This is a genomic window from Paenibacillus psychroresistens (genome assembly GCF_009728935.1).
Taxonomy (GTDB): domain Bacteria; phylum Bacillota; class Bacilli; order Paenibacillales; family NBRC-103111; genus Paenibacillus_AC; species Paenibacillus_AC psychroresistens.
Genome location: NZ_CP034235.1, coordinates 2959045 through 2984818, shown reverse-complemented (window position 1 = coordinate 2984818; position 25774 = coordinate 2959045). Strand labels below are relative to the sequence as shown.

Here is a 25774-nt window from a genome sequence, read left to right as displayed (position 1 = left end):
CGTCCTCATCCCCTTGTTCGTCTTATAGTAACACAAGTAAATAGCAATTGTTACCTCTCCCGAGACGGTCTAATGTAATCCTGCAAGGGCTCACTATCATCAACAACACGATACAAACGTGGATCATCGAGCTTAACTAACACAACATCCAAGCCAATTTTTACTATATCCTTCCAAGGGATTACAACATCTGTCCCACCGCCAAAAAACCCAAAAAACTTCCCTTGATGCGGAACAACAATCGAATCAATTCGGCCCTGTCTTAGATCTAATTCCAAATCGCTGACTTGGCCAAGCTTCTTGCCATCCACAATATTAATCACATCTTTCGACTGGAAATCCGAGATTTTCACGAGGCAATCACCACGTATTCTGATTTATTGGGTTCTTTCCTTATTACTATATGTCCCTAATCAGAAAAATGTTCAATTGTCTCAAAAAAAGCTCAAAAAATTAAACATGCCAAGGCCATGGCGTTAAGCTCCATCTCCAGCCGCTTGAGTCACTGTCCTCTGAAGTGCTTGATTCTCTGTTATGATTCTCTAGCACATTACGGGTAGCATGTCGTTTTTCTGCTAATTCGTTATGTTGTTTGATCGCATTTTCATCATAAGGATGTGAGCCTAAATATAAGGTTAACTCTACAAGTGCAAAATCTAATGCCTGCAGCTCATTTAACAACTGATTGGAATCGGCTTCATAAGAATTCATTTCATTCAGCTCCATTTCTATGTTGGAATTACTTGTTAATTCTGAAATAACCAAAAAATCAACTTGTGAATCATAGTGGGTGGATTGATTAGTATACACCTGGATGCATCTTAGTTTCCCCCAAATTCACAGCTTCATCATGTATACTTAAAAAAAACATTAAATCATGAAAGAGCTGATAAGATTTGAGCGTTAGTCACTCCATAAAAGGAACATTTCAAGAAATTTTTATTGAACGCAGCATTTGGGTTTATTTACCTCCTAGTTATGCACTTTCTGCTAAAACTTATCCCGTGATTTATTTGCAGGATGGCAAGAGACTTATTGATCCTCTGGTATGTTCGAATATTCAAATTTTCGAGTCATGGTTTGAACAGGGTACTATGGCTGAATTTATTATAATCGCAGTTGAAGCTTTACATAGGAATGATGAATATACCCCTTGGAAATCAACAAAAGACTCTCATCTTTATGGAGAATTTGGCGGTCTGGGTGATGCTTACTTGCATTACTTAACAGAAATCGTCAAACCACTAGTAGATCAGCATTATAGAACATTAACGGATAATTTGAATACGATGATTGTTGGTTGTTCTTTAGGAGGTCTTATTGCGATTTATGGCGGCTTACAATTTCCGGGGATTTTTGGCAAAGTGGCAGGTCTGTCTTCTTCTGTCTGGTTTGAGGGTTTTTATGACTTCGCATCCAGAATGACATTACCTGCAAATCTACAGCTATATTTAGATGTGAGTAAAGCTGAAGGCAGCAACATGTTAAAAAGTAATCAAGCCTTCTACGAACTGTTTAAATCCAGCGGGTTCAATCAAGATAAATTGCATTTCCACATTGCTCAGGCTGGCAAGCATACCACCGAACATTTCATCAAAAGACTGCCAGATGCGCTAGAATGGTTAGTTCGCAGATCTATGCCACATTAAAGCACATTAGTGCACATCAAAGCACATTAGAGCGCATTAAAAAAGGTTATTAAGAAGCTCGCGCATCTCAATAACCTGAATACTTACATAGATAAAAACTTTATTTAAACATTTCACAGTAAGACTTCTTAAGTTTTCACATGCTTCTGCATCTGAGATATAGCGGATTTCTCTAAACGGGAAACCTGAGCTTGCGATATCCCAATCTCATCAGCAACTTCCATTTGTGTTTTCCCTTCAAAAAAGCGCATGGAAAGGATCATTTTCTCACGAACATTTAGCTTGCGCATCCCTTCTCGTAAAGCAATGCCTTCAATCCAAGAGGCATCCTTATGGCGGTCATCGCTTATTTGGTCCATAACATAGATAGGGTCGCCACCATCATGATAAATCGGCTCAAACAAGGATACAGGGTCTTGAATCGCATCTAATGCAAACACAACATCTTCCTTAGGTACGTTTAAAGCTTGAGCAATCTCATAAATGGTTGGCTCGCGAGAATTCATATTCGTGAGGTTGTCCCTTACTTGAAGTGCCTTGTACGCAATATCCCTAAGGGACCGCGAAACTCTGATGGGATTATTATCTCGAAGATACCGTCGAATCTCTCCAATGATCATGGGCACGGCGTAGGTTGAAAACTTCACATTCTGACTAAGGTCAAAATTGTCTATAGCCTTCATCAAACCAATGCAGCCGACTTGAAAAAGATCATCCACAAACTCTCCACGATTGTTAAACCGTTGGATCACACTTAATACCAATCTCAAATTGCCATTGACCAGCTTTTCTCTAGCTGATCGTTCATTTTTCGTCTGCAGTTGTACGAATAGCTCGCGCATCTCTGCATTGGTAAGGACAGGCAGCTTTGAGGTGTCCACACCGCAAATCTCGACTTTATTACGCGTCACCGTGATTACCTCCCAAGGAGAAACATTAATGTTAATTATCCCCGAGGAAGTTTTTTTTATGCTTTAAACCATCTTATTAAATTCTTTGCGTAGACGTTTAATAATTCGTTTTTCCAATCGAGAAATATAAGATTGCGAAATTCCCAGTAAATCCGCCACATCTTTCTGTGTCTTTTCATCTCCATCGGTTAATCCGAAGCGAAGCTCCATGATCACTCGTTCCCGTTCCGATAATTTATCTAAAGCCTTATGCAATAGTTTACGATCAACTTGCTCCTCAATATTGCGATAAATCGTATCATTCTCAGTTCCAAGCACGTCCGACAAAAGCAACTCATTGCCATCCCAATCAATATTCAACGGTTCATCAAACGAAACCTCGGTTCGTGTTTTACTATTACGGCGCAAATGCATCAATATTTCATTCTCAATACAACGGGAAGCATACGTAGCTAATTTTATTTTCTTCTCTGGATCAAATGTATTGACTGCTTTAATCAAACCAATGGCTCCGATCGAAACCAGGTCCTCGATATTAATCCCTGTATTCTCAAATTTGCGAGCAATATAAACAACGAGTCTTAAATTGCGTTCAATTAGCATCGCCCTAATTGCAGCGTCTCCTGTTGTTAGCTTTTGAAGCAAAACCTCTTCCTCCTCACGTGTTAAGGGCGGGGGCAAAGCTTCACTTCCCCCGATATAGTAAATTTCATTATTTTTCAATCCAAGTAACAGAATAAAGCGATAATAGCGCCACTGCAGTAAAAGCTTCCACCTATAAACCATTAACTTTTCCTCCCAGAGTTTTCGTAAGAAAACTTTCATCGTAAGCATAATCAAGCATTAGCAGAGTTTACTTTAGCAATTTCACTTCATAAGCATTGTTAGAATAAATCGTTCTCATGTTTCTATCTCAATTAACTTCGGATGCAGTATTGCTTGATAAGCACCATCCGAGCTAAGCTTGCCTCCATCCATGCCTACCAATACTTTATTAGTTGTGATCCACTGCTCATTATTGCGAACCATAACCTGATCTGGCTTAATCGCCAGCATGAACTGCCCTCCTTTATTAATTCCACGAAATGGAACTAGTCTGATTCTTTCTTGTCCTTTAAAATCCACTTTGTCTAATTCCATAAAAATTTGTTCAACTTCTGCATTTTGAATTCTCTTAATCCAAACTTCCGGCAAATAATCATGCAGTAACCCTACTTCAACTACCATTACAGGCATATTGGTTAGGGGATCGTAGAGTCGGTTCCCTGTGTCTATCAATCCTTTGCAAGTAAATTCAACCTCATCCAACTGAATTCTCAAATCAGTTATCCACTGGGAAACTTCCATTTGACGTTGAGAGGTTCTTGTTACTCGCAAATAAAACCAAACTACAAGCAACAAGGCAATGAGAACGAAACCCATACTCAGCTTCACATGAAAAGATAATCCTCCCGTATGTGTATACCAGATTCCATTCATTACATCGCCAGAGGATAGCAATAAATAATGAATGCCCAAGATACCACCAGCAGCTACAAAATTAACCAGATAAAAAACGCCCAAGGTACGGAAAAACCGTTGTATTTGACCAAAGCCAAAAGACACCAAAATCATAAAAACGGAGAAAATAAACTTAAAGATAAAGGTAAATAAAATGGATGTCTCAGGAAATAACATCATGATGACATACAAAGCGCCAATGCCAGCTCCTGCGGCAATTCTCCAACCCTTCATTTTGATTTTTCGAGTCCATCCAGTAGCTAGCAAAAGAACTCCATCAATTACAAAATTCATAAAAAAAATAAGATCCACATACACTATCACCGTTGAAGCCTCCAAAAATATTCCATTGCATAGACACGCCTTTCGCGATGAATGAGCTTAGTATACTGGTTTAGCTTTACGAAGTCTGTCTAAAACCGCCTGAGCTTTTTGGTTTTTTTGTCGAAAAAAAACCTCGAAACGCAAGCAATAAAACGGCTTGTATTTCGAGGTTTTCGACAAATAAAAACCCCTAAATTTCAGCAACTAGATTGCTGGATTTAGAGGTTTTTATTGTTCATTATTCAATTTACTAGAACCATCCTATTAATCATTCATGCTATTCTTACCGCGATTACGTAAAAAGGTAGGAATGTCTAGCTGATCATTGGGAGTTTGAGCACCAAAAGGACGAAGATTAGCCGTTTTTGGCTCTGCAGGCTCATTATGCTGCTGAACATTGTTATTATTATTATTATTATTGTTATTATTGTTATTATTGATATTGTTGTTAGTGCTTTGATTGCTATTGTGGTTTGAACTCTGAGGAAGCTGTGATGTAGGACGTCGAACTATCGGTGCGCTAGGTTTATGTTCAAAGCCTGTAGCAATAACAGTTACTTTAATTTCTTCCTTCATATTCTCATCGATAATCGCTCCAAAAATAACGTTTACTTCTGGATCAGATGCACCAATAACAATTTCAGCCGCTTCGTTCACTTCATACAAGCTTAAATTAGAACCACCTGTAATGTTCATGATAACTCCACGAGCACCTTCGATTGAAGTTTCCAATAAAGGGCTCATTATTGCTTTCTTCGCAGCTTCTGCAGCACGGTTTTCACCGGTTGCAATTCCAATTCCCATTAAAGCAGAACCACGTTCAGACATAATCGTCTTAACATCCGCGAAATCTAGGTTAATAAGTCCAGGAACCATAATTAAATCGGAAATCCCTTGTACGCCTTGACGAAGTACATTATCCGCTTCACGGAATGCTTCGATCATCGGTGTCTTCTTATCGACAATTTCAAGTAAACGATCATTAGGAATAACAATCAAGGTATCTACTTTTTCTTTCAGTGCTGCGATTCCTTGCTCTGCATGTGAAGCACGTTTACGTCCTTCAAAAGTAAAAGGTCGCGTAACAACACCTACTGTTAAGGCTCCACATTCCTTGGCAATCTCTGCAATAACAGGAGCTGCGCCAGTACCTGTACCGCCGCCCATTCCTGCAGTCACGAATACCAAATCAGCGCCTTTAATCGCTTGAATAATAGCTTCCCGTGATTCCTCTGCTGCTTTTTTACCTACTTCTGGATTTGCGCCAGCACCAAGACCACGTGTTAGCTTTTCACCTATTTTGAGCTTTACATCTGATTTGGCAAGGTTCAATGCTTGCGCATCTGTATTTACCGTAATAAAACCAACACCTTGAATTCCGTTCTCGATCATTCGATTGACTGCATTGCTTCCGCCGCCGCCAACACCGATTACTATTATCTTAGCGCTTTGCTCCATATCAATATCAAATTCCAACATAGTAATGTTTATCCTCCTCACGGAAAGCTTCTAAATATAGTCACTTAACCAATTTTTAAATTTTTCTACTAAATTTGTTTTTTTCTTATCTGACTTTTTTGAGGTTGTGCTCTTTACATAACCAGTGCTTCTGTTTTTAACGGATTTGGAAACAAATTGAATGATACCCACTCCGCTAGTGTAAGAAGGGTCACGTACGCCAATATAGTCGGGAACTGCAATGCGCACAGAAGCAGCTAACTCAGCTTGGGCGTGCGCAAGCATTCCTGGCATAGATACGGTCCCCCCAGTCAGAACATAACCACCTGGAGCATCACCGTAGCCTAAGCGATAAACCTCAGCACGGATCAATTGATATATTTCTTGAACCCTTGGTTCGATAATACTTGCTAATTCCACCTGGGTGAATTCTTTATCCACATTACTGCCGATTCTCGGCACTTTAAATCCTTGCTCGGGTGCTGCAATATCAACCAACGCACAGCCAAATTTCAGCTTCATTTTCTCAGCATGTTCCATTTGAGTATGAAGTCCGATTGAAATATCGTTGGTTATGTATTCTCCACCAATCGGTAAAGTTGAAGTAGCTGCAATAGCCCCATTCTCAAAAACAGCAATGGTAGTAGCTCCTGCACCAATATCTACTAAAATAGTACCTATCGATTTCTCATCTTTGGAAAGGGTAAGCTGTCCAGCAGCGAGTGACATCAGAATTAAACTAGATGCCTTTAAGCCTGCTTTATCCACGACACGGCGTAGATTATGTATCGCAGTCTTGGCACCTGTAATTATAGTTGCCTCAACTTCAAGACGAACACCAATCATTCCTCGCGGATCCTGGATTCCTTCTAGGCCATCTACTAGATACTGCTTTGGAACGACGCCGATAATTTCACGCTCAGGGGGTAATGCAATTACTTTGGCTGCCTGTAGGACGCGAATAATATCTTCTTCGCTGATCTCTCTATCTTCATTGGAAACTGCTACGACACCATGACTGGTTTGTAAAGTGATGTGACTTCCTGAAATACCCACATAAACATCAGATATTTGTACTCCGACCATGCGCTCAGCATGCTCTACCGCATTTCGGATAGATTGAACCGTTTGATCGATATCAACGATAGCTCCCTTACGAATTCCTTCCGAGTCGGCAGAACCTACCCCAATTATATTAATGGATCCGTTCGATACTTCTCCAATAATCGTGCGCACTTTAGATGTACCGATGTCCAAACTAACAATGACTTCATTGTTGCTCAAGCCCTGGCACCTCCTAGAACGTTCTGAATATAGCTTTTGTACTTATTCAACATGGTTGTTATATTCCCTCTTTTTTAAACAATATTTTTGCAAGTTAAAATTTGGCTATTGATACACGAAGCCCATAATCTTAAGTTTACCATTAATTAATAGGGATGAGTAGTTTTATTTTGCATAAATAGTAGGTTTATGTGTCCGTTTTCATCAAGGAGCAGGCGACTCCACAAGTTCATTAGGATCCTTATCTTTCTCAAACCGATCCCCATAATCAGAATCTAGTAAAGATAGAATTCCATCCGTTGAATTCTGTTTTTCTTTTGTATCGTTAATCAATGAGCTCATATAAGGAATTTTTTCCAGCAAGTAACCGACCGTTGTATTGACTTCAAACATTGAGCGTGTATAAATTTTTATTTTATCCTCGTAGGCTACAGAAGGAATAGGCTTAATTTCGGAAATGTCTGACAGCAAGGCTTCTGGAATTTGCGCTAATACGGCACATAGTTTGTTTTTCCAAGGATCAATATCCTTCCAGCCTGACATAATTGGCCGATCTATTGTCGGTGACCTTCCTTTTAAACTAACTGTGCTTCCATCTGCCAAAATGGCTTCCATATCCCCATCACTATTCAACTGGAAAGCAACACGCTGAAATTCTTTCACTTCGATATGAATGTAGCCGGGAAACTTTTTGGTAATTTTAACGGTATCGATTGTTTTTAACGTTTTCACTCTTTGTGCGATTTTAGCTGAGCTTGTGTAAAAATAGGAATCTCCAATTGAGATACCTGAAGCTTGTCCAATGGCAGTTTCTGAAATGAGTTCGAAGCCTGTAATATGTATTTGGGCAACCTTACTTATGGATGACTGGAAAAACAAGATAACAAGCAGCACTATAAAAAGCCCCGATAATATTAAAATGATTCTTCGGCCATTACGTTTCCTTGGCTTGTCTTTTTTTAATGCTGGAATTTGGCTTTGTACGGTTTCCACCTTAACACCATCCTAATCTATAACAAGGGTCTTAAATAATAACTCGCCTTTGAAATGGCATACCCATAACGTTCCTCATGATGGCATACGATTTCAAAGACAAGTAATCCATACTCGCACAACAGATAAATCCTAGTATTCTATTAAGGTCTGCTTAATAATAGGCGGTAGAGCGTTTTCTAGAGTTAGCTTTTTGCGCATGGGAACTGCCTGCCTACTGATTGAAGCACCTAAACGGCTTAACATGAACTCAATTCTATCATAGCCTCTATCAATATGATGAATTTGCTCTACGATGGTTGTGCCATGCGCAGCCAGCCCGGCAATGACCAGTGCTGCGCCTGCTCGCAGATCCGTTGCTTCTACAGTTGCCCCGTAAAGCCTTGGAACACCTCGGATGAAGGCTGAATTCATATCCACTCGAATATCGGCTCCCATACGAGTTAATTCATCCACATGTTTATAACGCCCTTCGAATATCGTTTCTTTTATGACACTTAACCCCTCTGCAAGGGTAAGCAATACCATGATTTGGGATTGTAAATCTGTTGGAAAAGCCGGATAAGGTGAAGTAACGATCCGTTCTAATCTTTTCGGCCTTGAGCGACAATTTATGTTGATTATATCATCATCAATATGAATTTGGACACCTGCTCGCCGAAGCACATGTATGACTGAGGTTAAGTGTGCAGGACAAACATGCTCCAATGTAACATTGCCTCTAGTAACTGCAGCAGCTACCATAAACGTTCCGGCTACTATTCTGTCTGGGATAATGCGATAAGCGCAAGGAATTAGCTTTTTAACACCTTCAATGGTAATTGTACTTGTACCCGCCCCAATAATATTGGCACCCATGCGATTTAGAAAGTTTTGTAGATCCTGAATTTCCGGCTCACGTGCTGCATTATGAATGGTTGTAATACCTTCCGCCATCGCTGCAGCCATCATTATATTCTCGGTAGCTCCCACACTTGGAAAATCAAGCATTATCTCTGCACCGATTAAGCGTGTTGCTTTGCAAACAATGGTATTGCCATACTCTCTAATTTCGGCTCCCAATTGCTGCAAGCCATCTAAATGCAGATTAATTTTCCGCTCACCAATCGCACAGCCGCCAGGCTGGTAAACCTGCACTTCACCGAAACGAGCCAAAAGTGGACCCATTAAAAATATCGAGGAACGCATTTGCTTCATCAAAGCCTCGGGTATGTGGCTACTATCTAACGTTGACATATCCAAAAACACGGTTTCCCCTTTATGCTCAGCCCGACAACCAAGGGCTCGTAGGATATTCAGCATTACCCTAATATCGAGCAAATCAGGTACATTCTCGATTGTATGTTTCCCACCTGCCATTATGCTAGCAGCAAGAATAGGCAGTGCTGCATTCTTCGCGCCGTGTATTCGAATGGTTCCCGAGAGAGGTCTCCCACCTTCGATAACCAATTTATCCAATACTACACCTCCCAGGCATTTGCTGGGCAAGCTTCTTCAGGCCTGATGACTAGAACAGTTTCAACAAGTACCAACAACAAGCACCTCGGGTACCAACTCTATACCGTATTGCTGCTTGATTGTAGTCTGGATTAGGTCAATTAATGTAAGTACATCCTGTGCAGTTGCTTGCCCAATGTTGACAATAAAATTAGCATGCTTTTCTGACACTTCTGCTCCGCCAATACGAAGTCCTTTAAGGCCAGCAGCTTCAATTAACCTAGCTGCATGATCTTGAGCCGGATTGCGAAACACACTCCCCGCACTATGCTGCTGCAACGGCTGTGTTCTAACCCGACGGTCGCGATAGGCTGCCATGGCCCCCGCTATTTCTTTACGATCGCCTTCCACTAATTCAAATACCGCTTCGGTAACAATACCTGGGACTTGATGAAGGAGAGAGTGGCGATAAGCATATTGTAAATCTTCTTTTTGCATGATGATTAACTCTCCAGATTGGAGTAGTACCTCTGCTTGCTTAAGAATATGCGAAACATCCGATCCGTGTGACCCTGCATTCATATAAACTGCACCACCCACACTGCCAGGAATCCCTCCAGCAAATTCCAAGCCGGTTAATCCTTCTTTCGCAGCCAATCTCGACAGCTTGACTAATGAGCATGCAGCCCCGGCATAAACGAGTGATCCTTCAAAACGAATATGCTCTAAAGACTCATTGATTTTCAATACAACCCCGCGAAAGCCTTGATCCCCAACTAATAAATTAGAGCCCCGGCCAATAACGAGCCAAGGTATGTTATAGCGATTTAACAGTTGGATACAAGTAACCAGCTTCTCCTTGGTTGCAGGAATGATAAAAACATCAGCAGGCCCACCAATTTTCCAAGTCGTGTAAGAAGCTAAAGGCTCGTTAAGACGGATTTCGCCGACATGAGCGGTTTCCAAGTCAGATATGAATTGCAGCATCGGTTAAACCTCCTTCACAAACATCTTCGGATCCAAGCTGACATTATCGCAAATCGGCCATTTTCGCGAGTTTAATGTCAGGCTTATTCGTTGTCTGCCTCGGTTATAAAGTATTTTATGTGTAATCGTCAATAGTGTGACAAATGCCTATAATTTGCGCAGCAGGTTTTTCATCTCTTGCACAAAAAGCTGCGCCGCCTTTGGGTTGCCCATTCGTTTGGATTGCTTGGACATGTAGTCACTGCGAATAGGGTCTTGCACAATTTTCTCAATCAAGTCAAACAAGCTATCGGCTGTCAAATCTTTTTCCAGCACGACTTCTGCAGCTTTCTCGCGCTCCAACCATCTTGCGTTGACTTCTTGATGATTGTTCGTTACATAAGGAGATGGAATTAAAATAGAGGGTATGCCTAAAGCCGTTATTTCTGCTAAAAAAGAAGCTCCGGCTCGATTAACAATTAACGACGCAGCCGCTAATACCTCAGGCATATTGTGAATGTAAGGAACAACATGATAGTGGTCTAGCTGCCCATTAGACTCAGTCTGAATTCGCTTTAGGGTGGCTTCGAATTGCGCTTCCCCTGTTATACAAACAAAATGGGCATTAGGCAGCCGCGGCAGCAAAGGCACAATATCAACCATCACATTGTTTATAGCTTTTGCGCCTCTGCTGCCCCCCACAATAATTACAAGTGGAGCATTTGGCAATAAGCCTAAAGTGGCTCGTCCTTTACTTGCATCTGCCTGGGCAACTGTGGTGGCACGTGGATTTCCCGTAAAAACAACTCGCTTAGCTTTAGGGAATTTGGATTCAGAGCCTTTAAAGCTAACAGCGATACAAGTTGCATACCGACTCAAAAAGCGATTGGTTAAACCCGGAAGTACATTTTGCTCATGAACCATCGTGGGAATATTTAGTTTTGCTGCTGCATAAACGACTGGACCACAAACATAACCACCCGTGCCAATCACTACATCGGGTTTAAATTGTTTTATCAGCTGTTTAGAACGCCGTACACCCGCCAAAAAACGCATGACTGTTTTCAGATTCTCCATGGAAAGCTTGCGCCGAAATCCCGTAATCTCAATTGATTCAAACCGAATCGGCAGCCCGGACTTGGCAACAATCGTTTTTTCCAAGCCTGATTGGGTGCCGATATAGAGAAATTCTGCTTTTGGATGCTCTTTTAAGCATTGTTCAGCTATTGCAAGCGCAGGATAAACATGTCCTCCTGTTCCGCCTCCGCTTAGCACAATTCGCATTCTATTTTCACCTCGCATAACGTGATATGTTTAACAATACACCTAAAGCAGTCAGCATTAGGGTTAAAGAGGAACCGCCAGCGCTTATCAATGGGAGAGTTATCCCGGTTACAGGGAACATCCCTATTACCACTCCAATATTAATAATTACCTGTACAGCAATCATTCCGACAATTCCAGTTGCCAAGAGACTGCCAAACTTATCAGGAGCCAGAATTGCGATCCGAATGCCCCGCCAAAGCAAGAGCATGAATAAGAACAGGACAAGAATGCCGCCTATAAAACCAAGCTCTTCTGCCAATATCGAGAATATAAAATCCGTTTGCGGTTCAGGCAGGTAGCTGTATTTTTGTCGGCTCATCCCTAAGCCAAGTCCAACTAAGCCGCCTGGCCCGATAGCATATAGCGATTGGATAATCTGATAGCCTGCACCTAAAGGGTCATCCCACGGAAACAAAAAGCCGGTTATTCGCTTCAAACGGTAAGGAGCAGCAAGGATTAATCCCACTAAGCCAACAACACCTGTAAGTCCAAGCAGATTCAAGTGAAGAATTCTAGCGCCAGCTATGTATATCATCAGCATGGAGGCCCCTACCAGCACCGCTCCCGTGCCTAAATCAGGCTGAAGCATGATCATCCCAAAGGCCAATCCAACGATCAGGAGAGGCGGCAGCAAACCTTTGGTGAAGCGCGTTATCTCCGAGGATTCCTCTGAGAGCATTTTCGCAAGATAAATAATAATTACAATCTTAATAAATTCTGAAGGCTGGATACCAAACGAGCTTATGCCCAACCAGCTTCTAGCGCCTCCCCGCACAACACCTATCCCTGGAATAAGCACAATAATCAAGAGAATAAACCCAAGGATAAGCCCTGGCTTAGCAGCTTTTCGCCATATGCGATAATCTACATTCATTGTAATTACCATTGCGACAACACCTAATATCGCGAAAATCAATTGTCGCTTTAAATAATAGAAGGAATCGCCATAATCATGAAAAGCAAGAACTGCACTAGCACTGTAAACCATCATTACGCCAATAACCAATAACAAAATCGTAGAAATAAAAAGTATCGTGTCCGCAGCGGAACGCTCTTTACTCATAACCCAACACCTCTAACCTCAATGTGGGCAGCCAATCCAATTAAATAGGCTTGGCCTCCCCTTGTTTAAGGTTATGCACGGCTTGCTTAAAAATGCGTCCACGCTCTTCATAAGATACAAACATATCCCAGCTGGCACATGCGGGTGAGAGCAAAACAACATCACCATCCTCCGCTAGCTCACTTGCTAGGATTACTGCTTCTTCAAGTATTTCTGCTGAGCTATTCCCATTATCGACAGATCGGATTAACTGTATGCCTGCCTGAGCTGCCACCTGCTTTAATTTATCCTTTGTTTCACCAAGGGTCACTAAAGCCCGCAATTTCTCGCGAAAATAAGGCGCTAATTCATTATATTCCGTGCCGCGATCCAATCCACCTGCAATCAATACAATTGGCCGCTCAAAAGCCTCCAGATCTTTGATTGTAGCTGCTGGATTGGTGGCCTTAGATCCATTAATATACGTTATACCAGCCCGGACAGAGACGAACTCCAAACGATGCTCTACGCCACGAAAATCTTGCAACACTTTAGCTATAATGTCTATAGAAACTCCACATGATAGGGCAATTGCAGTAACAGCCAATGCATTTTGAATGTTATGTCTGGCAGGAATACCTAAATTCGCTGTAGCCAATATAGCTTGATTAAAGCCAGATCCATTCCGATATACAATCCATTCCGCTTTATCCTCAAGTACCTTTAAGAATACGCCAGCCGCTAACTCCTCTCTCATGGAGAAAGACAGCAGCTTAGCTTTAATCGACGGAATCAGCTTGCGGCAATGGGCATCATCCCAATTTAGAATTGCGATATCATCTGCAGTTTGGTTTGCGAATAACTTGGCCTTAGAGGCCATATAATCCTCAAATGACCCATGATAATCCAAATGGGTTTCATACAAATTCAGTAAACAAGCAATATGTGGTTTGAACTGGGACGTTCCTTTCAATTGGAAGCTGCTGAGTTCAACAACCATAATATGCTCTGAGGTTGCTTCCTCTGCCGCTTCACATAAAGCGCGCCCAATATTACCGGCTACAATAGGTGAAAGTTCTGCTGCCTCTAATATTAGTCCCACCCACGTAGTTGTCGTCGTTTTACCATTTGAACCTGTAATCCCGATAATCGGTGCTTTGCAAATATGGTAGGCGACTTCAACTTCAGTTACTATTTCAATTCCTAGCTCCAATGCTTTTTGAAGGGGCTCAGCGGAATAAGGAATCCCCGGATTTTTGACAATAAGCTCCACTTCTGAATGAATTAAACCAGTTGGATGCTCGCCGCAAACCACAGCAATACCCCGCACCTCTAAAACTTCGGCCTCGGGGCATAAACTTCGTGCTTTTTTATCATTAACAATTACTTTTGCCCCTGCCTCATGCAGCAGCTTAGCAACAGCAACTCCGCTTTTGGCCAATCCCAAAACGACAATTTGCTTGTCCTTGTAAGCATTAGGATGCAACATACTCTAAAACACTCCATTCAAGTAAAGTCCCAAAGCAGCAAGCAATATACCCACGAACCAGAATGTAGTCACAACTCGCCACTCCGACCAGCCGACTAATTCGAAATGATGATGAATCGGACTCATTTTAAACACACGCTTGCCCCTTGTTTTAAACGAGATAACTTGAATAATAACCGATAAAATTTCAAAAACGAAAACACCGCCAATTATAGCTAACAGAATCTCTTCTTTAGTCAGAATAGCCACTGCTACTAAGCCGCCGCCTATCCCGAGCGACCCCGTATCTCCCATGAATACCTTAGCAGGATGTGCGTTGAAGACGAGAAAGCCCAGCACAGCGCCAATCATCGCCGCAGAGAATATAGCTGCTTCCGGACTGTGTCCTTTCATTGCAACAATTACAAAGCCTCCAAAGGCAATTGCACTAGTTCCGGCAAGTAAGCCATCTAAGCCATCGGTAATATTAACCGCATTAGTCGTGCCCATCATCAGTAAAGCTACAAACGGAAAATAAAGCCAGCCCAGCGAAAGAGACCAGTCAAAAAAAGGAATGTGCAGGTCAGTGGAATGACCCATTTTCACTAAATAATAACAAACAATAGCCGACACAATAAGCTGGCCCACCAGTTTTTGTCTCGCAGTTAGCCCAAGTGAACGTTTGAACACAATTTTAATATAATCATCGAGAAATCCAATCAGCCCAAACCCAAGTGTCGCAACTAACAAAACAATTAGCTCTGAATTTTTATCGATAAATTTAAGTGAGGCTAATGCTATCGCCAATAAGATAATGATGCCGCCCATAGTTGGGGTTCCCGTCTTCTTCAAATGGCTTTGGGGGCCATCTGTACGGATTTGCTGCCCAAACTTCAATCGCTTTAAAAAAGGAATAAATAAGGGGGCAACCAACATGGTAAATACAAAAGTAATCACTAAGGGGAATAAGACTTCTTTAAAATCAATCATTGGACACCTTCCTTTAAAGCGTTGACCACTTCCTCCAGCTTCATGCCGCGTGAGCCTTTAACTAGAACCAGATCACCCTCAGATACCTTGCCTTGCAATTGACGAATCATTTCCGCTTTATCTGTAAACCAATGTACCTGCTTAGCAGAGAATCGCGTCCGAGCCGCTTCTGCTATATATTGTGCAAGAGTTCCATAGGTAAATATGAAATCAATGTGCTGCGGCTGCAGCTCGTGGCCAATGCCTTCGTGGAAAGCTATTTCTTCCGTTCCTAGCTCGAGCATATCTCCAAGCACAACGAATTTACGTGTATACCCCTTCATTTCCTCAAGCAGACGAATAGCCGCTCTCATCGAAGTTGGACTCGCATTATAAGCATCATTTAGAATCAAGGCTTTATTGGCTGCGATAACCCGTTCAATTCGCATGCTTGTCATCTCAAGGGATCGCAAGCCTTTAACAAGATCGGCATCACTCACACCCATATACTTAGCTACAGCAATAGCCGATAAGGCATTAATAACGTTATGATGACCCAATACGGGTAAATAGAAATTGGGTGATTTCTCGATGTTAATTTGGAAATAGCTGCCTTCTTGTTCACTCAGAATAACAACAGGATAGAAATCGTTGCTATCATCTGAACCAAAGCGGAAACGCAGTATATTAGCCGGCTGCTTCATTTCAGGCAAAAAGCGTTCAATCAGCGGTTCGTCACCATTATAAACGAATAAACCATTCTCGCGAAGTCCGGCAAGAATTTCAAGCTTAGCTTTGGCAATCTCATCTCTAGATCCGAGCTGTAGTAAATGAGATTCACCAATATTAGAAATAATGGCTACATCAGGAGCAGCAAGCTTACTTAAAAGCTCAATCTCTCCGCGCTCGCTCATTCCCATCTCAATAATTGCCATCTCTGTTTCTTCTGACAGCTGCAAGAGAGTTAGGGGCAATCCAATATGATTGTTTAAATTGCCTTTTGTTTTGTGCACTTTGTAGGTGGTAGCCATAATAGCCGCAACTATGTCCTTCGTGGTGGTTTTACCATTGCTGCCGGTAATTCCGATCACGCGAACAGAGAGCTCGAGGCGATAAGCCTTGGCAAGCTCTTGTAAGGATATTAAGGTATCTTCCACATAGATGATTGGTACATTCGTTGGAGCATCGGGTCGATCCTTCTGCCAAAGTGCAGCAACAGCCCCTTTAGCAAATGCATCAAGTACAAATTGATGCCCGTCATAACGGTCTCCAATATCCAATGGGATAAATAAATTGCCCGGCTGCAGCGTTCGTGTATCTGTAGAAACGCCATGAAATTGCAAGGAGGTACTCCAATCCCCTGCAATCTCGCCGTTTAATACTTGAATCATATATTCCAGCGAACGTTTAATCACGTTTTCAATCCCCTTATCGCCGCTCTAGCTTCATCTCGATCATCAAAATCTGTTTTAATCGTGCCGATAATTTGATAGGTTTCATGTCCTTTACCCGCTATCAATACTACATCGTTTGGGCTTGCCATTTCAATGGCTTTTTTTATTGCCGCTCTACGGTCGACAATCATCTCGTACCGATGCTCAGGGAATCCAAGCTCCAAAAGCCCCGGTTCGATATCCAGTAAAATATGATCTGGGTTTTCTGTGCGCGGATTATCCGAAGTAATATACACATAATCACTGTATTGTGCTGCAATTTTTCCCATAAGCGGACGTTTTGTGCGATCGCGATCTCCACCACAGCCAAACACGGTAATAAGATGCCCTTGAACAAACCCGCGAATTGTCGAGAGAGCATTCTCTAAGCCGTCAGGCGTATGCGCATAATCCACTGCAACCAAGAAGTCTTGACCTTCTAGTACAGGCTCCATTCGTCCCGGTACAATTGACATTCCTTCTAAGCTATTCTTAACCTGCTCCAAGGGTACGCCTTCTAATAAAGTCGCGGCAATTGCCCCTAATGCATTATAAACATTGAATTTACCAATCAATTTTAATTGAATATCCGTCTCGCCGGCAAAACAAGTTAAATGAAATTGTGTACCTTCTGAGGTAATCCATATATTGTCAGCCATTACATCGGCCTTGTTATCAATTCCGTAGGTTACCACTTGAGCCGAAGTAATCTCTGCAAAATAAGTGGAGGCTGAATCATCTGCATTCAACACAGCGTATTTCTGCTTGGAAAAATCAGGTTCAAAGGTATTGCCCAATCTAGCAAACAAAAGTCCTTTTGCTGCTTTATACTGTTCCATGGAAAGATGAAAATCAAGATGATCCTGTGTTAGGTTAGTGAAAACAGCCGTACGAAAATTCGTCCCCAGCACCCTGCTTAATTGAAGCCCATGTGAAGAAACTTCCATCACACAGCAATCTATGTCGGCTTCTTTCATTTGTTGAAAGCTTTTCTGTAATTCAGGAGCTTCTTGTGTGTTGCCTTCATAAGCATATAATTGATTGTCTATTTTCATTCCGAGGTTGCCCATTAAACCTACCTTAAAGCCTTGATCGTTTAAGATATGCTCTATTATATGAGTTGTTGTAGTTTTACCATTCGTACCCGTTACGCCAATCACGTGAAAATCACGGCTAGCATATCCATAATAATGGTTTGCGATAACCGCCATAGCATATCTAACATTCTTCACAAGCAGCTGCGGCACATCAACCTCGAGGATACGTTCTGTCAAAATCGCTGCAGCTCCATATTCGATGGCCTCTCCAGCATATTGATGTCGATCCTGAAAGATAAGATTTGGAAAATCAGGAACACACAGAAATAAATCCCCTGGTTTGACTTTACGTGAATCCATTTCCATACCTGTTATCGAAATGTCACCATCCCCGATCACTCTGGCAACGGCGATAAGTGAAGCAAGTTCATTCAGCTTCATTGATTTCCCTCCTTTTAGTTTCATTAGGTTGATTAGCCAGCAATATGCGAATGGTTGAGCCTTGATCGACTCTTGTCCCAGGCTTTGGTGCTTGGCTAATAACCGTTGAGCCTTGACCCGATTTAGCTAATAGGAAATCTGAATTTAAATCTTCATAAATATCCTCAACTGTCCTACCTACTAAATCTGGAACCTCAACAATTTTAACATCCCCGTACCTATAGTCCTTCGTTATTTGCGCTTTTTGCTTCTCAACTTTCATATAAGGTAAAACATCGCTCATTATATTTTTGACAATAGGAGCAGCAATTAAACCGCCAAACTGCAAGCCTTGCGGATCATCAACCGCGATATATATCACGACTTTAGGATTATCTGCTGGGGCAAAGCCTACAAAAGAAACGATATGCTCATCAGCGGAATAATAACCATTCACTACCTTCTGAGCCGTTCCGGTTTTGCCGCCAATTCGGTAACCATCGAGGAAAGCATTACGCCCGGTTCCTTTAGCTACAACACTTTCTAATGCATCACGAACCTGCTTCGAGGTTGCTTCCGAAATGACTTGATCAACCAATTCCGGTTCAACGGTTTCTAATACTTCACCAGTTTCAGGCTGATACCAGGCTCTTGCAATATGGGGTTTGAATAGCTTCCCCCCATTAATCGCTGCTGAGACGGCTGCTATCTGCTGAATAGGAGTAACAGAAACCCCTTGGCCAAACGCTGTAGTGGCTAGCTCGACAGGGCCAACCTTCGCCAATTTAAAAAGAATCCCATTTTCTTCGCCACCGATATCAATACCCGTTTTTTTACCAAAGCCGAAACGGCGGATATAATCAAATAAGGTTTCTTTTCCTAAACGCTGTCCCATCACAACAAAGCCTGGATTACATGAATTCTGTACAACCTGGAGAAAGGTTTCACTGCCATGCCCGCCAGCCTTCCAGCATCGCAAACGCGCACCTGCTACCTCAATTGCACCCTTGTCATAGAACATTTCATGCTGTAGATCAACCTTTTTCTCCTCTAGAGCAGCTGCCAATGTAATGATTTTAAAGGTAGACCCCGGCTCATAAGTCATCCATATGGGTAAGTTACGATTATACACCTCAGCAGGGGATTCTTTATACTCAGCTGGATTATAGGAAGGTCTGCTTGCCATAGCCAGCACCTCTCCATTGTTCGGATCCATCATGATGCCAATGACATCTTTGGCTTGGTAATGAAGCATCGCTTGATCTAGCTCGCGCTCTAATACAGTCTGCATGTAGTTATCAATGGTCAACTGTAAATTCAAACCATCCTTAGCTTTGGTATATTGGTCTGAGGAGTTTGGCATTTGGCGTCCAGCTGCATCTGCCAAGAACGAAATGCTGCCGCGTATCCCATTTAATCTTTGGTCATATTCTGCTTCAACCCCGGTTAATCCTTGATTATCAATTCCCGTAATGCCAAGAATATGTGCGGCAAGCTCGCCAAATGGATAATATCTTTTGTTATCCTCTGCGACTACAATACCAGGCAACTTCAATTGGCGAATTTCTTGAGCTTTCTCAGCAGTGATTTTGCGGCCGCCTGGTTTAATATTAGATAGTGATTTCCTAATCGTAATTTGTTTATAGATGGTTTCTTCTGAAACCTCTAATACCCGGGCAAGCTGTGCAGCAGTGTTGCGCGCATCCTTAATTTGTGCAGGAATGGCTAACACCGTTGGCGACGTTATGTTGTAAGCAAGCTTTACCCCGTTCCGATCCCAGATCTCTCCTCTTTTTTCTTCAAAAGGAATATCTCTGCGCCATGAATCCTCTGCTTTCTGAGTTAGCTCAGAGCCAAGCCATAGTTGCACATAAGCCAATCGTAACATTAATGCCAAAAAAATCAAAGTACCGCCCCAGAGTGCAATCCACAATCTACGACGTACCTTTGCATTTGAAACTTGCATATAAGCTGCCCCCTTGACTAACCCCCTGTTAATGGACAACTTATTGACCATTAACAGGATCGATCGGTTTCATATCAAGATTATTCGGGACAACCTGGTCTTAGAACAAATGAAGCTTAGGTTAATCGGATTCTGTAGTCTCTTCTGGTGATGCATTTGGAGAGGCATCTTGGCTTTCTACGGAATCCTCATTTACTTCCGGTGTAGGCTCACTTAAGGGATGAAGCTCAAATTTGACAGATCGTTGTGCACCAGTACCCGTCACTACTTGTTTGGTTACATAGCCTTCACCGCTAACTTTACATTGCAGATCTAGCAAGGCACAGATTTCTATGGAGTCCCGCAACGATTTGCCAGTAAAATCAGGCACGGTCGTGATTTTGGCCTCAGTGGTCACATAAACGGGCCTGCTCATTGAAATTTCTGTCCCAGCTAACGGGAATTGCTTAATGATCTTAGCTCCATTGCCGAATACCTCGGGTGTCAGTCCAGTTTGATTCAATAAATTTTTTGCTGCTGTTAAAGTAGTTTGGCTTAAATCTGGAATTGTTTTAATCGGCGTTTCACTAACCGTTTTAGCATCTACTGTATTTGAAGTGATTCCCATATTGCGCAAGCTTGGTGTCATAATATCTCTAAAAACAGGAGCCCAAACGAAGCTGCCTTGATGGTAATCCCCGCCAAGATCAGGCTCATCTGCAATAATCGCAATCAATATTTGCGGATCTTCTACAGGTGCATACCCAATAAATGATATTAGCCATGAGTCGGTTTTATAGGTATTCTTACCAGGGTCTACAACGGAAGCCGTTCCCGTTTTACCGGCAATGCGATATCCATTCATATAAGCTTTCTTACCCGTTCCGTATTCTTGATCAGCTACAACCTGCTCCAAATAAAGACTTGTTTGCTTGGCTGTTGCTGCTGTAACAGCTTGTTTAATTATTTTGGGTTCGAACTTTTTAATGATCTCATTGGTTTTAGAGTCCTCAATATCCTTCACAACATGCGGCCACATAAGCTTACCGCCATTCGCAATTGCAGCATATGCCGCTATCTGTTGAATGGCTGTAACTACAACCTGACCTTGGCCATACGTAGCTGTTGCTTGCTCGGAATCATATTTCATCTGGCCAATTGTACCTGCAACCTCATTGGGAAGATCAATATTAGTTTTGCTGCCAAATCCAAAGTTATTGATATAAGCTTTTAATCGATCTACTCCTAGCTTCTCATAGCCTAATTTAACAAAGGCTACATTACTGGAATAGAGCAGTCCTCTCATATAAGTAATTGGACCCCAGCCAACATAATTATGATCATGCAAGGGTCTACTGCCTGGCACACGAATTGAACCGGATTGATAAGTATCATTAGGGTTAAACAAATTTTCTTGAACCGCACCAGCTAGAGTAACTAGCTTAAAGGTTGAGCCTGGTTCATGAGCATCCGAAATACTGAGATTCTTATAATCCTGCTGCTCCGCTTCCCAGTATCGGTTTGGATTGAAAGTCGGTGCATTAGCCATTGCTAATATTTCCATCGTTTTCGGATTAACAACAATAGCGGTCATGCTTTTGGGATGATATAAATCCATCGCTTTCTGTATCGCGGTTTCCGTATAGTATTGGATATTCTGATCAATCGTCAATCGAACATTATTGCCCATTACTGCAGGAGTATAGGAAACCTTGGAATCGGGAATTTCTACGCCAGAGGTGTCTTTTTCATGATTAAGCTTGCCTGGTAAGCCTTTTAGAATTTCATCCAATGAGCTCTCAATCCCACCAACTGGATCGCCTGCTTTATTTACATACCCCAAAACCTGAGAAGCTAAGCTGTTTAAAGGGTAATAGCGTTTAATAACTTCCTTAGTATAAAGTCCTATATTAGAATTTTTCTTTAGATCATACTTTTCTCGAATCGAGATAGCCAATTCATCAATTTTTAATTTGATTTCTCCGTCGATTTTCCAGCCTTCGGGATTAACCTCTACTTCGATCGCAAGATCTTTGCCATTTTGTTTTAATTTAGTCGTCATAGCATAAATTTGTTTTTCAAGCTTAGACGTATCTACACCAGCATTTGGACCCAAAATCAAGGCAAGCCCCTGTGAAATCTCATTAGCAAAATTAGGAATATCTTTTCCTTTATCTGCAATAATCTTCGGATTCACCGCTACTGTAAATGCCACACCATCCTCTGCAAATACTTTCCCTTTACGATCTAAGATGGATCCACGTTTTGCAGGCAGGATATCCTCATCTGCCCAAAGCCGTTCCGCTTTTTCTAACAGCATTGAAGCTTCAACAATTTGTACGTAATACATACGAGAAACGAGGCCTAGAAAGAGCAAAGTAAAGAAAAGGCCTATCACCATGGAACGGATTTTCAGTTTTCTATGCATGTTACACCCGCTCCGTTATCTGTTAAATGCCACTTTATTGTCTGTTGATTTGGAAAGTGATGGTTTACTAGGCACGTGAGTAATTTCATCCGGATCAAGCTGGGATAACCCTGTTTTCTCCGCTTCTATCCGCAAGCGTTCAGGATCATTGGCTTTATTCCACTGTTGCTTGAGGATATCGTTTTCAGCCTGTAAAGCTTTGATTTGCGTTTCAATCGTATGTATTTCTGTGTTCATTTCGTATATTTGCGCGTAGCGCCAAATGATTGTACCTGCCACAATAACACAGAGCAGTACAGTGAAAAGATACAGCAGCTTCTCTTGTACCGGTATAGCTTTCTTTCGATACACTTTCCTTTTTATCTCTCTTACCTTTACGGTTTCTCGATTGACTTGTTCTTCCATTGCTAGATTACCATGAACATACATTGCCATATTTATCGCCTCGCTATCTTATATTTTTTCTGCAACTCTTAATTTAGCTGATCGTGATCGGTTATTAAGCTCCAATTCTTCTTCAGAGGGTGCAATTGGCTTTCTATTTACCAGCTTAAGAATAGACTTTCTTTGACAAACGCACATTGGAAAATCCGACGGACATGTACATTGTTCGATAAATTTCGCAAATAAATGCTTGCAAATCCTATCTTCTAAGGAATGAAACGTGATTACTGCAATTCTTCCGCCTGGAGCTAAGCAGTGTACGGCTTGCTCTAATGCCTCTTTCATCGCACCCAATTCATCATTTACTGCGATCCTAATCGCTTGGAAGCTTCGTTTAGCAGGATGTGGTCCAGTGCGTCTTGTAGCTGCCGGGATTGCATTCTTGATGATTTCTGCAAGCTGAAAGGTTGTCATAATCGGAGCTTGTTCACGTGCTTTAATCAGATTAGAAGCTATTCTTCTTGCAAACTTTTCTTCACCGTATTCAAACAATATTTGGGTCAACTCAGCTTCTGTCCATTCATTAACTACCTCGTGAGCAGTTAATCCCCCCTCTTGATCCATACGCATATCAAGCGCTGCATCGTGATTGTAGCTAAATCCACGTTCTGCATCATCCAATTGTGGGGAAGATACACCAAGATCAAACAGAATGCCGTTTACTTGAGGCTGACCATTTAGCTTAGGGATGTCTAATTCGAGCAGTTTGTCCTTAAGATAGCGAAAATTGCTTCTCACTAATGTTACGCGATCCATTTGCTCTGCAAAAATTTGTTCCGCATTACTTAAAGCGGCATCATCTTGATCAAAAGCAATCAATCTGCCTGGAGGTTGAAGCTTTGAAACGATTAATTCGCTGTGTCCTGCTCCGCCAAGTGTGCAATCCACATAAATACCATGGGGGTCAATATGCAAGCCATCTACTGCTTCTGCTTTTAAAACCGTTATGTGATGAAACATTATGAACCTCCTGGAAGCATAAGCTGAGTTTCCTTGAAAAACTCGCATGGCTAAATTCTATTTCTTTATCTTATATTTAGAGATCAAAGTTAAAATCGACCAATTTTTCAGCTATTTCATTAAAGGATTGCTCCGATTGCAGCGAATATCCTTCCCATGTCTCTTTACTCCAAATTTCCACTCGATTGGATACCCCGATAACAACACAATCTTTAGCGAGCTTAGCATGATCCACTAGGGTATTCGGTATATTTACCCTTCCCTGTTTATCCAGTTCGCATTCGGTAGCACCTGAGAAAAAGAATCGAGTAAACGCGCGAGCGTCTGATTTCATTAGGGGCAGTGCTTTAAGCTTTTGTTCCATAATCGTCCATTCTTCCATTGCGTAAACGAAAAGACATTGATCTAAGCCGCGGGTAACTACAAAATGGGATCCGAGCGCATCTCTAAACTTAGCCGGAATGATAATACGGCCTTTTTCATCGATACTATGTTGATATTCACCCATAAACATCGGATCTCCACCCCTTTCCACCACTTTTACCCACTTTTCACCACAAGTTTATAAATATTCGCTGTAAAAACAAAAAGTCCTGCTAAGTTAGCAAGACTTTTTTTATATTTATTATAATATTGTGACTATTTAAGGTAGATCCTTAGGCGGTTCTTCCATTGAATCAACTTTCTGTATATAACTAGCTGGAGGTGAAGGATTTAATGCTGCTTTTCGTGCTCGCTTTCTTATAACTATAATAAGCGGTATTCCAATGATGGCAAGCACGATTAACACTGGAAGTACAGCTGCTACAAAAATGATTAAGCCTTGTGCTATCACTTTCAAAGCATGCACACTTGCTTTTAGTGCATCCTCTATCTGTGTCAAGGTAGAATCTCCACCGGCATCTATCTTAGCAGCCCCTTGTTGATATAAGCGTATTTCTACCGTTGACATGGATACGTTCTGATCGAGAAAGCGCATGCGGCCTTTAATTTGTTCAATAGCTTCCTGTACATTCCCCAACTCATTAGAGAAAGAAAGCAATTCAGCGGTTTTTTCTGCTTTTTCCATAAAAGCTAGCAATCTTGCTTCCACAACTTGTTTAGCCTTTAAACGTGAGCTTAAATCCACATATTCCTCCGAAACATCCTGACCTTGAATATTATGACGGATGTCAGAAACGGTCTTGATTTTCTCCAAATCACGAATGAAAGAGGAGAAACCATTAGCCGGCACCTTAATAACGTAGTTGCCGCTTTTTTCAGCTGTTGATTGATTCTCAGAAAATTGTAAAATATAGCCGCCCGTTAAAGTAACTAAGTTATTTATTTCGGTTTGGGCAACCGCATAATCCGGAACTTCCATCGTTAAGTTACCTTTGTAGATGACTTTACGATCCCAGCTATCCGTTGAAGCTGCAGCTGTAAATCCAACTTTACTTTCTGCGGCAGCCGCTATACCTATAGTTTGATTTTCTGTCGCTGTATCACTTAAGGTATAATTAGCATCTTTTGCCACTGATGCTGCTTGAGGTGCTTCTTCACTGATGGCCACTTTTAGATTATCTTGTGAAGCGGTTTCATCTCTTTTCGAGCTGCTACATCCAGATACCACTAACCAAATGCATAAGCATACTACCGCCATGATTCGGCCACTTCCATTTTTTATCCACATTCTCGAGCTCGGTTTCTTCTTGTTTATCTCTAACATTCAAAACGCCCCCTTTTAGCCCTTTATTGCGAGCTTATTCTCCTTAACGTAAAAAAAGGAAAAATGTTGCAA

The 25774-nt window shown here is 41.8% G+C and carries 23 protein-coding genes; 1 reads left to right on the top strand and 22 read right to left on the bottom strand.

What is annotated here, in order from left to right; translation table 11 throughout:
- Positions 1 to 50: 50 nt before the first annotated feature.
- Positions 51 to 353 carry a YlmC/YmxH family sporulation protein gene (locus EHS13_RS13390; protein WP_155700824.1) on the bottom strand — a complete coding sequence of 101 codons (303 nt, stop codon included), beginning with the start codon at positions 351 to 353 and terminating at the stop codon, positions 51 to 53.
- 100 nt (positions 354 to 453) lie between these two features.
- Positions 454 to 810 carry a spore coat protein CotJB gene (locus EHS13_RS13385; RefSeq protein ID WP_405083560.1) on the bottom strand — a complete coding sequence of 119 codons (357 nt, stop codon included), beginning with the start codon at positions 808 to 810 and terminating at the stop codon, positions 454 to 456.
- Between the two features lie 86 nt (positions 811 to 896).
- Between EHS13_RS13385 and EHS13_RS13380 the strand changes: the two genes are divergently transcribed.
- Positions 897 to 1649, top strand: coding sequence for an alpha/beta hydrolase (locus EHS13_RS13380; protein WP_155700823.1), 753 nt, complete (start codon positions 897 to 899; stop codon positions 1647 to 1649).
- A 128-nt stretch (positions 1650 to 1777) separates the two neighbouring features.
- On the opposite strand, the gene sigG is transcribed toward EHS13_RS13380, so the two are convergent.
- The 20 genes from sigG to EHS13_RS13280 form a co-directional block, all read right to left on the bottom strand.
- Positions 1778 to 2560: an RNA polymerase sporulation sigma factor SigG gene (gene sigG / locus EHS13_RS13375; RefSeq protein ID WP_155700822.1), complete on the bottom strand. Its 783-nt coding sequence runs from the start codon at positions 2558 to 2560 to the stop codon at positions 1778 to 1780.
- Positions 2561 to 2623: 63 nt separating this feature from the next.
- The gene (gene sigE, locus EHS13_RS13370; protein WP_155700821.1) at positions 2624 to 3346 is read right to left on the bottom strand and encodes an RNA polymerase sporulation sigma factor SigE; all 723 of its coding nucleotides are present in this window, start codon (positions 3344 to 3346) and stop codon (positions 2624 to 2626) included.
- Positions 3347 to 3460: 114 nt separating this feature from the next.
- Positions 3461 to 4384, bottom strand: a complete 924-nt coding sequence (spoIIGA, locus tag EHS13_RS13365; protein WP_155700820.1) for a sigma-E processing peptidase SpoIIGA — start codon at positions 4382 to 4384, stop codon at positions 3461 to 3463.
- A gap of 264 nt (positions 4385 to 4648) precedes the next feature.
- Complete coding sequence (ftsZ, locus tag EHS13_RS13360; RefSeq protein ID WP_155700819.1) at positions 4649 to 5863, bottom strand: cell division protein FtsZ; 1215 nt, start codon at positions 5861 to 5863, stop codon at positions 4649 to 4651.
- Positions 5864 to 5893: 30 nt separating this feature from the next.
- Positions 5894 to 7126 (bottom strand): cell division protein FtsA, encoded by a 1233-nt coding sequence (gene ftsA / locus EHS13_RS13355; protein WP_155700818.1) that lies wholly within the window; start codon positions 7124 to 7126, stop codon positions 5894 to 5896.
- Positions 7127 to 7330: 204 nt separating this feature from the next.
- Positions 7331 to 8119 (bottom strand): cell division protein FtsQ/DivIB, encoded by a 789-nt coding sequence (locus EHS13_RS13350; protein WP_155700817.1) that lies wholly within the window; start codon positions 8117 to 8119, stop codon positions 7331 to 7333.
- 132 nt (positions 8120 to 8251) lie between these two features.
- A complete protein-coding gene (gene murA / locus EHS13_RS13345) occupies positions 8252 to 9577 on the bottom strand; it encodes a UDP-N-acetylglucosamine 1-carboxyvinyltransferase (protein WP_155700816.1) in 1326 nt (441 codons plus the stop codon).
- A gap of 60 nt (positions 9578 to 9637) precedes the next feature.
- The gene (gene murB / locus EHS13_RS13340) at positions 9638 to 10543 is read right to left on the bottom strand and encodes a UDP-N-acetylmuramate dehydrogenase (RefSeq protein ID WP_155700815.1); all 906 of its coding nucleotides are present in this window, start codon (positions 10541 to 10543) and stop codon (positions 9638 to 9640) included.
- 147 nt (positions 10544 to 10690) lie between these two features.
- On the bottom strand, positions 10691 to 11806 hold the full coding sequence (gene murG / locus EHS13_RS13335; RefSeq protein WP_155700814.1) for an undecaprenyldiphospho-muramoylpentapeptide beta-N-acetylglucosaminyltransferase: 1116 nt from the start codon (positions 11804 to 11806) through the stop codon (positions 10691 to 10693).
- Between the two features lie 7 nt (positions 11807 to 11813).
- Positions 11814 to 12911 (bottom strand): stage V sporulation protein E, encoded by a 1098-nt coding sequence (spoVE, locus tag EHS13_RS13330; protein WP_155700813.1) that lies wholly within the window; start codon positions 12909 to 12911, stop codon positions 11814 to 11816.
- A gap of 40 nt (positions 12912 to 12951) precedes the next feature.
- Entirely contained in the window at positions 12952 to 14379 is a 1428-nt protein-coding gene (gene murD, locus EHS13_RS13325) for a UDP-N-acetylmuramoyl-L-alanine--D-glutamate ligase (protein ID WP_155700812.1), read from the bottom strand.
- A 3-nt stretch (positions 14380 to 14382) separates the two neighbouring features.
- Positions 14383 to 15345: a phospho-N-acetylmuramoyl-pentapeptide-transferase gene (gene mraY / locus EHS13_RS13320; protein ID WP_155705345.1), complete on the bottom strand. Its 963-nt coding sequence runs from the start codon at positions 15343 to 15345 to the stop codon at positions 14383 to 14385.
- Entirely contained in the window at positions 15345 to 16742 is a 1398-nt protein-coding gene (locus EHS13_RS13315; protein WP_155700811.1) for a UDP-N-acetylmuramoyl-tripeptide--D-alanyl-D-alanine ligase, read from the bottom strand. Before EHS13_RS13315 ends, mraY begins: the two co-directional genes overlap by 1 nt.
- The gene (locus EHS13_RS13310; RefSeq protein WP_155700810.1) at positions 16739 to 18238 is read right to left on the bottom strand and encodes a UDP-N-acetylmuramoyl-L-alanyl-D-glutamate--2,6-diaminopimelate ligase; all 1500 of its coding nucleotides are present in this window, start codon (positions 18236 to 18238) and stop codon (positions 16739 to 16741) included. The genes EHS13_RS13315 and EHS13_RS13310 overlap by 4 nt, the downstream gene beginning before the upstream one ends.
- Positions 18225 to 20183 carry a stage V sporulation protein D gene (locus tag EHS13_RS13305; RefSeq protein ID WP_155700809.1) on the bottom strand — a complete coding sequence of 653 codons (1959 nt, stop codon included), beginning with the start codon at positions 20181 to 20183 and terminating at the stop codon, positions 18225 to 18227. Before EHS13_RS13305 ends, EHS13_RS13310 begins: the two co-directional genes overlap by 14 nt.
- Before the next feature lie 121 nt (positions 20184 to 20304).
- Positions 20305 to 22590, bottom strand: a complete 2286-nt coding sequence (locus EHS13_RS13300) for a penicillin-binding transpeptidase domain-containing protein (protein WP_155700808.1) — start codon at positions 22588 to 22590, stop codon at positions 20305 to 20307.
- A gap of 15 nt (positions 22591 to 22605) precedes the next feature.
- Positions 22606 to 23025 carry a cell division protein FtsL gene (gene ftsL, locus EHS13_RS13295; protein WP_155700807.1) on the bottom strand — a complete coding sequence of 140 codons (420 nt, stop codon included), beginning with the start codon at positions 23023 to 23025 and terminating at the stop codon, positions 22606 to 22608.
- An 18-nt stretch (positions 23026 to 23043) separates the two neighbouring features.
- Entirely contained in the window at positions 23044 to 23994 is a 951-nt protein-coding gene (gene rsmH, locus EHS13_RS13290; RefSeq protein ID WP_155700806.1) for a 16S rRNA (cytosine(1402)-N(4))-methyltransferase RsmH, read from the bottom strand.
- Positions 23995 to 24070: 76 nt separating this feature from the next.
- Positions 24071 to 24508, bottom strand: coding sequence for a division/cell wall cluster transcriptional repressor MraZ (gene mraZ / locus EHS13_RS13285; RefSeq protein ID WP_155700805.1), 438 nt, complete (start codon positions 24506 to 24508; stop codon positions 24071 to 24073).
- 129 nt (positions 24509 to 24637) lie between these two features.
- Positions 24638 to 25702, bottom strand: coding sequence for a DUF4349 domain-containing protein (locus tag EHS13_RS13280; protein ID WP_155700804.1), 1065 nt, complete (start codon positions 25700 to 25702; stop codon positions 24638 to 24640).
- Positions 25703 to 25774 lie beyond the last annotated feature (72 nt).

Excerpts from the sequence above, each read along its gene's own strand:
- sigE (WP_155700821.1), bottom strand. The coding sequence starts at position 3,346 with ATGGTTTATAGGTGGAAGCTTTTACTGCAGTGGCGCTATTATCGCTTT.
- ftsZ (WP_155700819.1), bottom strand. The coding sequence starts at position 5,863 with ATGTTGGAATTTGATATTGATATGGAGCAAAGCGCTAAGATAATAGTA.
- murB (WP_155700815.1), bottom strand. The coding sequence starts at position 10,543 with ATGCTGCAATTCATATCTGACTTGGAAACCGCTCATGTCGGCGAAATC.
- murG (WP_155700814.1), bottom strand. The coding sequence starts at position 11,806 with ATGCGAATTGTGCTAAGCGGAGGCGGAACAGGAGGACATGTTTATCCT.
- spoVE (WP_155700813.1), bottom strand. The coding sequence starts at position 12,911 with ATGAGTAAAGAGCGTTCCGCTGCGGACACGATACTTTTTATTTCTACG.
- murD (WP_155700812.1), bottom strand. The coding sequence starts at position 14,379 with ATGTTGCATCCTAATGCTTACAAGGACAAGCAAATTGTCGTTTTGGGA.
- EHS13_RS13310 (WP_155700810.1), bottom strand. The coding sequence starts at position 18,238 with ATGAAGCTGAATGAACTTGCTTCACTTATCGCCGTTGCCAGAGTGATC.
- EHS13_RS13305 (WP_155700809.1), bottom strand. The coding sequence starts at position 20,183 with ATGCAAGTTTCAAATGCAAAGGTACGTCGTAGATTGTGGATTGCACTC.
- EHS13_RS13300 (WP_155700808.1), bottom strand. The coding sequence starts at position 22,590 with ATGCATAGAAAACTGAAAATCCGTTCCATGGTGATAGGCCTTTTCTTT.
- ftsL (WP_155700807.1), bottom strand. The coding sequence starts at position 23,025 with ATGGCAATGTATGTTCATGGTAATCTAGCAATGGAAGAACAAGTCAAT.
- rsmH (WP_155700806.1), bottom strand. The coding sequence starts at position 23,994 with ATGTTTCATCACATAACGGTTTTAAAAGCAGAAGCAGTAGATGGCTTG.
- mraZ (WP_155700805.1), bottom strand. The coding sequence starts at position 24,508 with ATGTTTATGGGTGAATATCAACATAGTATCGATGAAAAAGGCCGTATT.
- EHS13_RS13280 (WP_155700804.1), bottom strand. The coding sequence starts at position 25,702 with ATGTTAGAGATAAACAAGAAGAAACCGAGCTCGAGAATGTGGATAAAA.